Genomic DNA, 13,252 nt, shown 5'->3' on the forward strand with positions numbered 1-13,252 from the left:
TGGTTTAAATTCGAGACATTTTAGACACTATATCCCACAAATTGAAATAACGATTCTCCTATGAAATTCATAGTATCCAGTACGTATCTCTTAAAGCAGTTACAAGTTTTAGGTGGTGTTATCAACAATAGCAACACACTACCTATTCTAGACAATTTTTTATTCGACCTAGACAACAACAAATTAACGGTCTCAGCTTCTGACCTTGAAACTACAATGAGCTCCGTACTAGATGTAGATTCGGATAACCAAGGTACCATTGCCGTTCCGGCAAGGCTTTTATTGGAAACCTTAAAGACTTTTCCTGAGCAACCATTAACCTTTGTTGTAGAAGATAACAACACGGTAGAAATTAGCTCTAACCACGGTAAGTACGCTTTGGCGTATGCAGATGGGGCAGAATTCCCTAAAGCGGTGGAACTGGCCAACCCAAGCTCTACTACGTTACTTGGTGACATTTTAGCTACCGCAATAGACAAAACCATATTTGCGGCCGGTAACGATGATCTTAGGCCTGTGATGAGCGGTGTGTTCTTTCAGTTCTCTCCTGAGAATTTAACTTTTGTTGCTACGGATGCGCATAAACTGGTGAAATACCAACGTACGGATGTTACAGCTTCACAAGTTGCCGAATTTATTATGCCTAAAAAACCTTTGACTCTTTTAAAGGGAATTCTAGCAGGTAGTGAATCTGACGTAGTAATCGAGTATAATGACAGTAATGCCAAATTCAGTTTTGAAAACACGGAGCTTATCTGTCGTTTGATAGATGGAAAATACCCTAACTATGAAGCGGTAATCCCTAAAGAGAACCCTAATGTGCTTTCTATTGCAAGAAACCAATTCTTAAGCTCCGTAAAAAGGGTTGCTATTTTCTCCAATAAAACTACGCACCAGATACGTTTAAAAATTGCCGGTGCGGAACTTAATATTTCTGCGGAAGATATTGATTACAGTAACAAGGCCGAGGAACGCTTGACTTGTTCTTACCAAGGTGATGATATGCAAATTGGTTTTAACTCCCGTTTCTTGACCGAAATGCTGAACAACCTAAACTCCGACGATGTATCATTGGAAATGAGCTTACCGAACAGAGCAGGTATTCTTACTCCTATTGACGGACTTGATGAAGGCGAACACGTAACCATGCTTGTAATGCCGGTTATGCTGAACAGCTAAACGATATACACTAAAATATAAAAGCCCCAAGAATTTCTTCTTGGGGCTTTTTAATTATATAGGTTTTCAGCTTCTATGAAATAAACGGAATGGTCATAAATGTATTCGGTTTTTCACCATTACTGGCCCTTACCGCATTTACTATAGGCATAATAAAAGCTACAATTCCAATAAAAATCAAACTTAAGATACCAAGACCCAAAAGTAATATGGCAGGGATGCTTAAAATGGTAATTAGCAGTACGCTCAATTGAAAATTCACAATAGCTTTACCATGCTCATCCATATCCGTTACGGAATCTTTGGTCGTTAGCCACAGAATTAGCGGCACTACCAATCCGCCAAAACCTGTAATATAGGTTAAGAACTGCGATAAATGTGCAATTACCAATAATTGATTATTCTGTTCAAGTGTTTTTTGTTGATTGATGATTTCCATTTTTTGATTGTTTTAGGGGTTCTATAGATAAGACGAACAAAAACACAAAATGTTACAAACTACCCGAACTCGCAAACGAAAAATCCCGTAAGAGCGGTATCTTACGGGATTTTGAATGACTTTTTTGTACGCAATTAAAGCTTTCTCTCCAACTTGATCAGCTTTTCCCTGCTTTTGTTTATGCTCATTTTTAATTTGCTCAGCTTCTTTTCAATTTTGGCAACATCATTAGGAGAAAGTTTTCCTTTGATTTTGTCCACTTCCATTTTGTCGCTTATCTTAGAAACCTTCTTCTCATCCTTTTCCAATCCCTTTTTTAAGGAGTTGATTTGGCCGGTCAGTTTTTCGTATTTCTTATTGGCCTTTTCAGATTTCTTTTGCGCTTTTTTTGCTGCTTTTGCTTCTTTTTCAGCAGCTTTCGCCTCTTTTTCGGCCGCTTCTATCTGCTTTCTAATTTCCTTGGCCTCACGTTCCGCTTGCTCAACCTGAGAAATAGAATCCATCTGAACCTCTCCTTCTTCCTGCGCGAATGAAAAAGTTGTAACCCCAAAAAGAATCACCGCAAATGTTACTAATCGCATCTTCATAATTATATAATTTAAATAGTTAATGGAGGACGAAGGTACTTATTTTCCGTTACTCAAAAACATTCGGCCCATAAATTTTTGATGTGCCGCAAAGAATTTCCATCTACTTGTTTTTGCCTATTTTTGCAAAAACTTTTTAATGATTCCTAACGATAATATTATAGCATTGGCCACCCCTTCAGGAGCTGGTGCAATTGCGGTAATCCGTATTTCCGGGGCAACCGCAATAGATACGGCGGCTGCTTTTTTTAAATCTGCCTATGGTAAGGATTTAAGAAAAAAGAAAAGCCATACCATTAGTTTAGGACAGATTATAGAAGACGATAAAATACTGGACGAAGTTCTGGTCTCTGTGTTTAAAGGCCCTAATTCCTACACTGGGGAGAATGTAGTTGAAATATCCTGTCATGGCTCATCGTACATTCAGCAACAAATCATACAATTGTTCCTAAGAAATGGCTGTAGGACAGCGGATGCAGGAGAATTTACCCTGAGAGCGTTCCTTAACGGCAAGATGGATTTAAGTCAGGCCGAAGCTGTAGCGGACCTGATTGCCAGTGATAATGCCGCGAGCCACCAAATTGCGATACAGCAGATGCGAGGTGGTTTTAGTAACGAAATTAAAAGCCTGCGTGCCGAGCTTTTGAACTTTGCATCGCTTATAGAATTGGAACTGGATTTTTCAGAGGAAGACGTTGAATTTGCGGACCGCACCCAGTTTAACGACCTTCTTGCCCGTATCCAAAAAGTTCTGAAAAACCTGATAGATTCTTTTGCGGTAGGAAACGTGATTAAAAACGGTATTCCCGTTGCTATTGTTGGGGAACCTAATGTTGGAAAATCCACCTTGCTCAATGCTTTTCTTAACGAAGAACGTGCGTTGGTTTCCGATATAGCTGGAACCACCCGTGATACCATTGAAGACGAAATTGCGATTGGCGGAATCGGTTTTCGATTTATAGATACGGCCGGCATCCGAGAAACCCAAGATGTGGTGGAAGGCATGGGCATTAAACGGACTTTTGAAAAGATTGAACAGGCCCAAGTAATTTTACTTTTGGTAGATGGTTCTAAAATTCTAGCCGATGAAGAAAAACTGAAAAACATCACCATCGACTTTGAAAAAATAAAAAACCAAAATCCGCTAAAACCACTTCTCTTATTGGTCAATAAAGCCGATACACTTTCCGAGAGCGATAAACAAACAATAGCCCAGCACTTAGATTCTGTTAATTACTTATCCGCCAAAACAGGTGAAGGTGTTGAAGGTTTAAAAAACCGACTGTTGGAATTTGTAAATACCGGAGCATTGCGCAACAATGAAACCATAGTGACCAACACGCGCCACTACAATTCGCTGCTTAAAGCGTTGGAAGAAATTGAAAAAGTACAATTTGGCATGGAGGAAGAACTTTCTAGCGACCTAATGGCCATTGATGTACGTGAGGCTCTTTATCATTTAGGAGAAATCACGGGGCAGGTAACTAATGATGAGCTGTTGGGTAACATCTTTGCTAACTTTTGTATCGGGAAGTAAATTCTAATTTCATTTACCTGTACTCCATCAACTATATTAATTATAAAAATGGAGTGTCACTAAAATGAGATTGGCTCGTAATAACCTTAGCCCTCAACTCCTGAGCTATAGCTGGACATCTTTTATAGCCCGGACTCGGAATTTCCGATGTGTTCCTGAGCTGTTATAGTGATATGAGGCATTACCATCGCTGAATTTTACGAGACGCGCTTGATGCTTATCAAAAGGCGTAGCGCTCCAATACAACTCAGCTACGAATTTACCCTTGTTGTCTGCTCCCTGCCCAATAGTTTTATAAAGGAGACGTAATTCATCTAGCTCGGGTAACCGCCAGCCATCACCTAATTGTTCGTGAATATTCATGGCATCTTTCCATGCCATTGGACCTTTATCTTCCAAATATGCTATTTTTCCAGTGTTACTGGATGGGTCAATCGCAAAAATTACACCCTCATTATGCATATCCCCAACACTTAGTTTTAACGTGGCCCCTGCGCGATTCTCCTTTTTATCTATAGTTCCCGCACCAGCGTCAGAAACTACTTTTACCTCCTTATTTTTAACAAGTGAAGAAGGTTCTTTTTCGGAATCTCTTATTTCTAAGTTAGTAGCTGTGCGATTCTCTTGGTTACTTTCAGGAGAGACACTGGCATCAGAAACTTCTTTTACTTGCTCAACTTCCGATAGTGTATAGGATTGTTTTTCAGAACCTCCAACAAACAGGTACGTTAATACTCCAAAAACAACCACAGCTGCAATTAAAAACTCAGAACGGATTTTTTTCTTTTTGTTTGCACCTATGTTCTTTATAGTTTTTTGAAAGAATTGATTAATTGCCGCAATACTTTTGATAGCAAAGCCCTTTACCGCAAAGAAATAACTTTTAGTTACGCTCTTTAGGACTGCAAACTTTTTATACAGTTTCTTATCCCATTCCGCCTCAAGTGAGCTTTTTACTATTGCATCCCATTTCTTCTCCCCTATAGCCAACCAAACCTTTAACTTTTCATTGCTCGTTCTCTCTTCTTGAATATTTTGAGGCTCAACCTTCAACTTTTTATTGAAAAAATGAATAGACTTTGCGAAGAGTACAGTAGCTGCTTTTTTAAGGGCTACAAACTTTTCATGTAGTTTCTTGTCCCACTCCAACTCTCGCAAGGTTTTAACTATTGTATCCCATTTTTTGTCCTCTACAGCCAACTGGGTTTCGGGCTCTTCATTGAGACGAGTTTCTTCTCTAACTACCTCTACAACTTCAACCTTGTTCTTGCTATCAAACCGGTAATTATATTTTGCCAGATCTGATTTTCTTGTAACAGTTTGGTCTACCAGGACCGTTTCCTCTTGTTTTTTTGGTTGTTGTATCTCTTTTAGAGGCGCTATTACTTCACGCTCCCTTTTCTCTACAACCGCTACTTGAGTTTTTAACTCTTTAGTAACAAACCTTTCCTCTTTAACTACACTTAAGGCCGGGGCCTCTTTCTCATTATTAAAGCGATAGTTATATTTTGCAAGTCCACTTCCTATTAAAACTCTTTTTGGAGCATTTACTGCTTCTTCATGTCTTTTTTTCCGTGCAGCCTCTTTTAGAGTATTTAATACTTGCTCTCGTCTTTTTGCTTCTATTTCTATTCGAGCCTTTTCTAATTCACTTTCCTGAATTTCTTCTTGAACTATTTTTTTGGCCTGAATCTCTTTTTCAATTCTACTCTGGTTTTTCGCTTTCTTCCTTAACCATTTCTCTTTTCTAAGCTGTTCTTTTACTTCAGCTTCCTCATGAAGTCTATTCTCGCTTTCTACTTTTCTTTTAGCTTCAACCTCTTTTGTAAAAGCGCTCTCTATATTGGCTTTATTGTCATCAACTATTTCCTCACCAAAATCAATTGCCATCTGACCTTCTCCTCCCAAATTCAGCATGCCCTGTTGGTCTGTACTTACAGTAGCAATACTTTTTTTAATGGATGAGCTAAGCAAGCCCATAAGGAAATAGACAACCTGCGTAAAAACCTTATCCGTTGGGTTCCATTCCCCTATTGAAATAACATCTTTGCGAAAGATCTGTACTTCTCTAAAATTAAAATTGTAATGACCAAAAGTAAATTCGTTCTTCCACGAACAATCATCTAGAAGTATGGGGATTAGTTTGGCCTCACCCTTTTTATATCGGTCTATAATAGTTCTAAATTCATCGTTTTCAACAAATTCAGAATTCATAAACGCATTACTCAAAAGAAGCAGAAATACATCCGTATGGTTCAATCGCTCTACATCTATAGGTTCCCATTGCTGCTTATCATCAATGTCATCATTACTCCATATAGCGGTGTGGTAGTCTTTTTCTATAGATTGTAAATGGCGTAAAAGATTCTCTAGCTCCCCTTTATCTTGGCCAGTACAAATTGCAAAGATATTTTTTGTCAAATTCATTTTAAAAAGGAGTGATTGTAAGTAAAATCTTTATAATAAATTAAGTTTAAATCTACTTCTAGCTTTAATTTGAGAAATTACGTATTTAGCGGCTAAAATTAGGGATAAATATTGTCTAAACCGTACTATCAATAAATTATTTCGGTTTTGAAAAATTACGTAAAGTATCACATAACCAACCCTTTTCCGGAAATTTTAAAATTATCCAGGGCAATTAAGAGCTAACGCTTGAATTAGAAAATGACAGAAAGTTAAAAAGCTGAACAATCAAATGATTCTTCAGCTTTAAAAGACTTAAGTATGGGGCATTTAAAATATATAACCACCTACTTGTTTAATTCAAACTAGTTCCAATTTTCATTAACTACCTTTTCTATTTCAGGGTATTGAGAATCGTCTTCTTTTACCTCTTTTCTTAAAGTTTTGAGTCGGTCTTTTAAATCAGAAATAATAGAAGCATACTTTTCATCATCATATCTATTATCCATTTCTTCCGGGTCATTTTTAAGATCATAGAATTCCCAGGCTACAGGAGTAACAAAATCGGACATAGATTCAGGGTTATGAGCCCATTCCTGCTTGTTTGTATTCCTTTGCATATAATCTCTACCGTAATAAAAGATAAGTTTATAGTCTTTGGTGCGTATTCCAAAGTGCGCAGGATTATTATGCTTATGGGCCATGTGCATCCAATATCTATAATAGGTGTCTTGCTTCCACCCTTCTGGTTCTTTACCTGTTTCAAGAATAGATTTAAAACTGGACCCTTGCATATAATCAGGAACTTTACCTCCGGCCATTTCAATCATAGTAGGCGCAAAATCGGTATTATTGACCATAGCATCCGTACGAGATCCCGCCTTTATTGTTTTAGGGTAACGAACCAAGAATGGCATACGTTGAGACTCTTCATACATCCACCTTTTATCAATATAATCATGTTCGCCAAGCATAAAACCTTGATCGCCCGTATAAATAATAATGGTGTTATCCATAATTCCTTCTGCCTCTAGGTAATCAAAAATTCGTTTTACATTATCATCCACACCTTTTACGCATCGTAAGTAACGTTTTAAATACTCTTGGTATGCTAATTTCTTATACTCCGGATCAGGAATACTGGGGTCTATCTTCATATGCATTCCCATATTTCTAATGACATTTCTATGTCCTATAGAGGAGCCAATAGTATCTGTAAGGGAATTGTTCTCCCCTCTTGTAGCTATAGATCCGTTGTTACCATTATACCACATACTGGATGGTTCCGGAATTTCCACATCTTCCAAATACTCCTCATATCTAGGCGCATATTTAAAAAAATCATGGGGAGCTTTAAAATGATGCATTAAAAAGAATGGCTTGGATTTGTCCCTTTTGTTTTTTAACCATTCCAAGGAGATGTCTGTAATAACATCTGATGAATGTCCTTCATAGGTTGTGGCATTCACCTCTCTTACCAAATCCTCTTCAAAACGAATTTCTTTCTTTTCTCCGCCTTCCCTGCTATAAAGTGTTGGGTTATGGTAATCTCCTTGACCCGGTAATACATTATAGTAATCAAAAGCTTCTGGGGCATGTTTTAAATGCCATTTTCCTATCATTGCGGTTTCATAGCCCTGTTTTTTAATCTCTATAGGCAGGTATTGGTTTTCCGGACTTAATTTACCACTTAAGTCCACTACCCCATTTACTTGCCCAAACTGACCGGTAAGAATACTAGCCCTAGAGGGCGTACAAATTGAATTGGTACAAAAGGCATTTTCCAATAATACCCCTTCTTTTGCCAAGCGATCAATTGTTGGAGTTGGATTTAAACGTGCCAGTCTTTTACCATATGCCCCAATTGCCTGGGAAGTATGGTCATCGGACATTATGTAAAGTATGTTTGGCCGTTCTACTTTTCCTTTCTTTTTGGTTTGACAATAGGAAAGTGTTACGGTAAAAAACAGGAAATAAATTAGTGGATTTTTAAATGCTTTGTGTTTCAAGGTTCTCGGTTTTGGTTAAATATGTAATTTACTAAAAACTACCAAAACTTAAATAAAAAAGTAGCCCTTATACAACAAGAAAAACATCTCTATCTTAGAAAACTAATTCATTCATTTGTACCATAAAAAATGTCCCCACAAAATAACAATGTGGAGACATCTATACCTTATAATTAGTTTGGTTTAACCTCCAAAACAAGTTCCCGCCGTTGGTAGCTGACTCTCTACCAATGAACTACCATACCAAAATGAGTTGCACTCCGTAACATTGTCCGTAGCCCATCCAGATAAGTTTTGACTAAATAATAAAGCGTCGTTAAACATATTCTTCATATTGGTCACTTTACTCACATCCCATTCAGATATATCTTGATTAAAAACATCCGCGACAAAAAACATCCTGTGCATGTCTGTTACATTACTAACGTTCCATTCTCCTATAGGACTGTTAAAAACATCAGCGCCATAGAACATATTCTGCATTAGGGTAACTTTGCCCACATCCCAAGTAGAAATGTTTTGGTCGAATTCTTTCGCATGGAAGAACATATATGTCATACTGGTCACGTTACTTACATCCCATGTAGAAATGTCTTGATTAAAATTATTTGCTTCGTAAAACATGTAGCCCATATCCGTAACATGGCTTACATCCCAATCCTTAAGTTCGCTATTAAAATACGTAGCGTTGGCGAACATAGCATACATATCCGTAACTCTGGATAAATCCGGCACATCAGTAGCATTGAATATTAAGTTCTCAGAATTATTGAATGCACGGTTCATACTCTCCCATTTAATTGCCCCCCAATTTTCCACGGTTCGTAATTTTTTGGCGTTCAATTTCCAGTCACTATGCTGATAAATTGCAGGGAAATCTCCTGTTATTTGTATTGTATATACTCCCGGTATGGCATATTCATGTCGAGCATTCTCAATCAATCCTGTTTCTATTGTTCCATCGCCCCAATTAACCGTATAATTATAGGGTGTACTCACGTCTGGATTAGTTCTAATCAAGATATCATCAGTTTCATATGTGGTTTCCCAAGTAGTTATAAAGGCATTTTCATCGTAAGGGTCATCTTGAGGACCTTCTATTATCTCTTCCTCCTCTTCTACAACCTCCTCTTCTTCCTCTGAATTCTCTTCTTCTGTATTTTCTTCATTTGTTGGGTTTTCAGAAATAGTTTCTTCGTCTATAACCTGCATGTCTTCAGTAACACTGTCCGAGCTACAAGAAATGGCAAAAATGAGTACGAATAGGCCAAGTATAATTCTTTTAAAAACGTTTAGATGGGACATATTATAATTGAGTTTAAATTATTTCTAAATCGAAAAAACTAAATAACGAGCTCAAAGTTGACCTTATTGTCTATCATACCTGTTATTCGTTTTACTACATATGTATGCCACTCGTGTCAGGTATGAAATATATAATGTATCTGATTAAGTTGTTTTACACGAAGTAAATCATGTTTTAAAGCTGATTAAAATCATGTTTTAAGAGTTACATAAATCCCAATTTTGTTGGCTATTGCCAAAAAGCAAATTCGTTCTACACACTTAAATCACCACAAAAAATATTCTATGACATACGCACATTCTTTTCACATTCCGGTTATGGGTATAGGTTTTACTATTGATTCTCCATTAAAAGTTTCACAATACGGGATTGACTCGGTCATATCGCTGGTAGATGATATTCTTTTGGAAAAACTACGAAAAATGTACTCAGGAAAGCATAATCTACCCTACACGGAAATCACGGACAAACAGGAAGATTTTAGGGCAAAACGAATTAGTTCATATTTAGATATGATCCACGACTTGGCCCAAGAAAAGTTCGAGAACTTTAAAAACTCAACTACCGAAACAGCTGATAGCATCCGGTCTTATTTCAACACCCTACCGGACAGTTCATCTTTTAAAAATGAATTTTTACGGCTTTCTGAACACACTTTTAGTTTTTCCGAAATTAAAGAATGGGTAAAACAGCATATGCCCATAGGAAGTATTGATGTAAATATCATGACGAAGGTGGATAAGGACAACTACGTTAAAAAACAAAAGCTCACCTCAGAATTTAACGATGCCCATGCTGCGCTACGCGGATATGCTCAGAGCAAACTGAATTCTTCCGTCATCCTTTCCGCAGGTATGAACCCAAGACTGTACGGCTATCTGGAACAGTTTGAAGATTTTTATCCGGACAGCAACGGTGACATTAAAAAGAAAATTGTTCTCAAAGTAAGTGATTATCGCTCGGCACTGATTCAGGGGAAATTCTTGGCTAAAAAAGGCATCTGGGTTTCGGAATACCGTATAGAATCCGGTCTCAACTGCGGGGGACATGCCTTTGCTACGGATGGTTATTTAATGGGGCCTATTCTAAACCAGTTTAAGGAAAACAGACAAGAATTAACAAATACGGTCTTTGATCTCTTGACTAGCTCACTGCAATTGAAAGGGCGTTCCGTTCCTAACGAACCCCTATCCTTAAAAATTACGGCACAGGGAGGCGTTGGCACAGCAGAGGAACACCAATTTCTGCTGAACGAATATCAAGTGGACTCCGTAGGTTGGGGTTCCGCTTTTCTTTTGGTACCGGAAGCGACAACGGTAGACCAAGACACTTTAAACCAATTGGCAAATGCCAAGGAAAAAGACCTGTACTTAAGTAATATTTCGCCATTGGGAATTCCCTTTCACAGTTTAAAAGGAAATACAAAAGATGTGGAAAAAGCGGCACGTATTGCCGATGGAAGACCGGGAAGCCCCTGCCCCAAAAAGTTTGTGGCGCTGAACAAGGATTTTAACGAAAAGGGACTTTGTACGGCATCCCGCCAATACCAAAACCACAAACTAAAAGAACTTAAAAATAAAAACTTATCACAAGCTGAATACGATTACCATTTTCATAAGATTACGGAGAAATCCTGTACCTGCGTAGGCCTGGGAACATCGGCTCTGCTTGCCTATAATCTGGACACAAAAATTGAAGGCGAGGGTGTTTCCGTTTGTCCAGGGCCCAATATGGCATACTTTTCAAAAGTATCTACGCTAAAAGAAATGATAGATCATATTTATGGCAGGGCAAATATAATGTCGCACCCCAATCGCCCACACATGTTCATTAAGGAGCTGCATATTTACCTGGAATATTACAAGGAGCAGATTTTGGAATATAAAATGATACCTACCACCAAAGGCAAAAAGCAACTATTGTCCTTTAGCAACAATCTGATGGAAGGCATTACATATTATGTACAGCTGTTTAAAGCTGAAAAAGACCAAACAGCCTCCTATAACAACCGTACACTACAACAATTAAAAGAGTCACGGACTACCCTATTATTACTAACTCAAGAAATTGAAACACCTAAAGCGAATGTAACTTTTTAACACTAGTTCTGCGGAAACAGTTTTACAGGGTTCTATAAGAATCCAAAATAGAGAAGCCTTACCTTGAATGGTAGGGCTTCTCTATTATTCTATATTTTATAATTAAGACAACGCTTGGAAGTTGATGTAAAACTGGTTTGTGGGGAAATAGTTTGATTCGTTTTTATCCTTAATCATAATCCTTATTATTGGCTTTGATATTTGTAACTACATCCTTCAATACATGAGTTTCTTAAAAGGTTACTTTTCTGCTCTCCTTTATTTTTTCAGTCTAAAAATACTGGAAACACTTTTTTGTTCATCCCCATAGAAAGTTACGTCTATGGTAATGTCCCATTCCGTTTCGGATATTTTCTTTCCACTTATAGTTCCCTTTGGCGGAACGTCTTTCTCTCCATTATCGGAAAAATCACAAAAACAACTTTCGGAATACACTGCATTTATATCTTGCAGTTCATCATCCGAAAAACTGAATTCTATGGTTGATGGGTCAATCTGGAATCGAATATATTCTGAATATTCGTCATCCGCAGTATTTACATCATCCGCAGCGTTATACTCATATGAAAATACCACATCAACACCCTCAGTTATGCTGGAGAATCTCATGTAAATTCCTTCTCTAGTCTCTATATTTAATTGAGCGTTTTCTTCAAAACTGTAGGCAAATGTTTCGTCCGTTTTCTTTGAACAAGACATTATGGACATACACAAAACCAATAGTGCAATAATCTTTTTCATAGTAATCAGAAGTTATGTTTTAAATTCTTTAAAATGGATGCTAAAGTTTCAGTTGAGTATAGTACTAAAACATTATGTTTTTCAATATTACGAAGCTGAAGCTTTTTGCTTAATTATATTTTTTTCTAAAGTTGAATGCATAAATCAGTAGTTACCTTCTAAATATACACGTCCTACTGGGTTTTACTTTAAAGTCATTATTATGTTTGGGTTATGTTACCTGATGGGTTTTTTTTCATTCATTTCATTACACATTAAATTAAAGAACTCTTGTATCCTTTTTAGAGCAAACTCCGTAAAACTTTTACTAATACTTATACCTGATTCATTCTCTTCAGTTATTTCATAATAATCTAATTCACCATATTTATCACAAACTTTAAAAATAGCTTTATTTTCATTTGAAAACATACCATCTGAATGTGCTAAAACATTCCTTATTTTATTAAAATCAATAATATTATTCCATATTTCTGTTTCAAAACATTCAGATATACCACAAACTTTTTTCAGATAGGTAGAGCTCCGATAAATCCCATTACCGCTAATATCTTTGACTGATAAGCTATACTGATTTAAGTTTGCAAGATTTTTGCAAATTTGCTCTAAAGATTTTTCTGTGAGAAAGTAAACACTTAAAAAAATAGATTTCCATAATATGGTAGGGAACACTGCTTCATATTGCATTGTTTTTCCAAACCTATCATCTATCATTTCAATCTCTTTTGAATCTTCAAAGGACTTTAATTTAGAAGTTAAAAAAGCATTAGTTTCTGAAATTAGTTCTTCAAAATGAAACAACTCATCAAATAGGCCATGATTGAAAAAGTAATGATAAGTGTATTCGTAATCTATAATCTTTTGTATTTCTGGGTCTCTTTGAGTTTTAGTCATTTTTTAAAGCTTGTAGTTAAAAATTCCACTAAGTAAAATTAGGAGGCAAAGAATC

At 36.9% G+C, this 13,252-nt stretch carries 10 protein-coding genes; 3 read left to right on the top strand and 7 right to left on the bottom strand.

The annotated features are described in order from the left end of the window. The first annotated feature begins 60 nt into the window (after window positions 1-60). Complete coding sequence (dnaN, locus tag SJY45_RS05340; RefSeq protein ID WP_215440097.1) at window positions 61-1,179, top strand: DNA polymerase III subunit beta; 1,119 nt, start codon at window positions 61-63, stop codon at window positions 1,177-1,179. A gap of 73 nt (window positions 1,180-1,252) precedes the next feature. Here dnaN and SJY45_RS05345 read toward each other — a convergent pair whose 3' ends face one another. Both SJY45_RS05345 and SJY45_RS05350 read right to left on the bottom strand, forming a co-directional pair. Then, window positions 1,253-1,618 (bottom strand): DUF4870 domain-containing protein, encoded by a 366-nt coding sequence (locus tag SJY45_RS05345; RefSeq protein WP_400073545.1) that lies wholly within the window; start codon window positions 1,616-1,618, stop codon window positions 1,253-1,255. A 134-nt stretch (window positions 1,619-1,752) separates the two neighbouring features. Then, window positions 1,753-2,205 carry a hypothetical protein gene (locus SJY45_RS05350; RefSeq protein ID WP_400073546.1) on the bottom strand — a complete coding sequence of 151 codons (453 nt, stop codon included), beginning with the start codon at window positions 2,203-2,205 and terminating at the stop codon, window positions 1,753-1,755. A 139-nt stretch (window positions 2,206-2,344) separates the two neighbouring features. Between SJY45_RS05350 and mnmE the strand changes: the two genes are divergently transcribed. Further along, window positions 2,345-3,742, top strand: coding sequence for a tRNA uridine-5-carboxymethylaminomethyl(34) synthesis GTPase MnmE (mnmE, locus tag SJY45_RS05355; protein WP_400073547.1), 1,398 nt, complete (start codon window positions 2,345-2,347; stop codon window positions 3,740-3,742). 105 nt (window positions 3,743-3,847) lie between these two features. Here the strand turns inward: mnmE and SJY45_RS05360 are convergent, their stop codons facing one another. The 3 genes from SJY45_RS05360 to SJY45_RS05370 form a co-directional block, all read right to left on the bottom strand. Continuing rightward, complete coding sequence (locus SJY45_RS05360) at window positions 3,848-6,169, bottom strand: TIR domain-containing protein (RefSeq protein WP_400073548.1); 2,322 nt, start codon at window positions 6,167-6,169, stop codon at window positions 3,848-3,850. 344 nt (window positions 6,170-6,513) lie between these two features. Beyond that, window positions 6,514-8,040 (bottom strand): sulfatase, encoded by a 1,527-nt coding sequence (locus SJY45_RS05365; RefSeq protein ID WP_400074299.1) that lies wholly within the window; start codon window positions 8,038-8,040, stop codon window positions 6,514-6,516. 300 nt (window positions 8,041-8,340) lie between these two features. Beyond that, the gene (locus tag SJY45_RS05370) at window positions 8,341-9,462 is read right to left on the bottom strand and encodes a BspA family leucine-rich repeat surface protein (protein ID WP_400073549.1); all 1,122 of its coding nucleotides are present in this window, start codon (window positions 9,460-9,462) and stop codon (window positions 8,341-8,343) included. Between the two features lie 285 nt (window positions 9,463-9,747). Here SJY45_RS05370 and SJY45_RS05375 point away from each other — a divergent pair, with 285 nt between their 5' ends. Further along, entirely contained in the window at window positions 9,748-11,562 is a 1,815-nt protein-coding gene (locus tag SJY45_RS05375) for a hypothetical protein (protein ID WP_400073550.1), read from the top strand. A gap of 258 nt (window positions 11,563-11,820) precedes the next feature. Here SJY45_RS05375 and SJY45_RS05380 read toward each other — a convergent pair whose 3' ends face one another. Both SJY45_RS05380 and SJY45_RS05385 read right to left on the bottom strand, forming a co-directional pair. Further along, a complete protein-coding gene (locus tag SJY45_RS05380) occupies window positions 11,821-12,303 on the bottom strand; it encodes a hypothetical protein (RefSeq protein WP_400073551.1) in 483 nt (160 codons plus the stop codon). Between the two features lie 216 nt (window positions 12,304-12,519). Next, window positions 12,520-13,197: a hypothetical protein gene (locus tag SJY45_RS05385; RefSeq protein ID WP_400073552.1), complete on the bottom strand. Its 678-nt coding sequence runs from the start codon at window positions 13,195-13,197 to the stop codon at window positions 12,520-12,522. Window positions 13,198-13,252 lie beyond the last annotated feature (55 nt).

Source organism: Zobellia russellii, from assembly GCF_044597075.1.
Classification (GTDB): domain Bacteria; phylum Bacteroidota; class Bacteroidia; order Flavobacteriales; family Flavobacteriaceae; genus Zobellia; species Zobellia russellii.

Coding starts and splice junctions, on each gene's coding strand:
- dnaN (WP_215440097.1), top strand. CDS start 61: ATGAAATTCATAGTATCCAGTACGTATCTCTTAAAGCAGTTACAAGTT.
- SJY45_RS05345 (WP_400073545.1), bottom strand. CDS start 1,618: ATGGAAATCATCAATCAACAAAAAACACTTGAACAGAATAATCAATTA.
- SJY45_RS05350 (WP_400073546.1), bottom strand. CDS start 2,205: ATGAAGATGCGATTAGTAACATTTGCGGTGATTCTTTTTGGGGTTACA.
- mnmE (WP_400073547.1), top strand. CDS start 2,345: ATGATTCCTAACGATAATATTATAGCATTGGCCACCCCTTCAGGAGCT.
- SJY45_RS05360 (WP_400073548.1), bottom strand. CDS start 6,169: ATGAATTTGACAAAAAATATCTTTGCAATTTGTACTGGCCAAGATAAA.
- SJY45_RS05365 (WP_400074299.1), bottom strand. CDS start 8,040: ATGTCCGATGACCATACTTCCCAGGCAATTGGGGCATATGGTAAAAGA.
- SJY45_RS05370 (WP_400073549.1), bottom strand. CDS start 9,462: ATGTCCCATCTAAACGTTTTTAAAAGAATTATACTTGGCCTATTCGTA.
- SJY45_RS05375 (WP_400073550.1), top strand. CDS start 9,748: ATGACATACGCACATTCTTTTCACATTCCGGTTATGGGTATAGGTTTT.
- SJY45_RS05380 (WP_400073551.1), bottom strand. CDS start 12,303: ATGAAAAAGATTATTGCACTATTGGTTTTGTGTATGTCCATAATGTCT.
- SJY45_RS05385 (WP_400073552.1), bottom strand. CDS start 13,197: ATGACTAAAACTCAAAGAGACCCAGAAATACAAAAGATTATAGATTAC.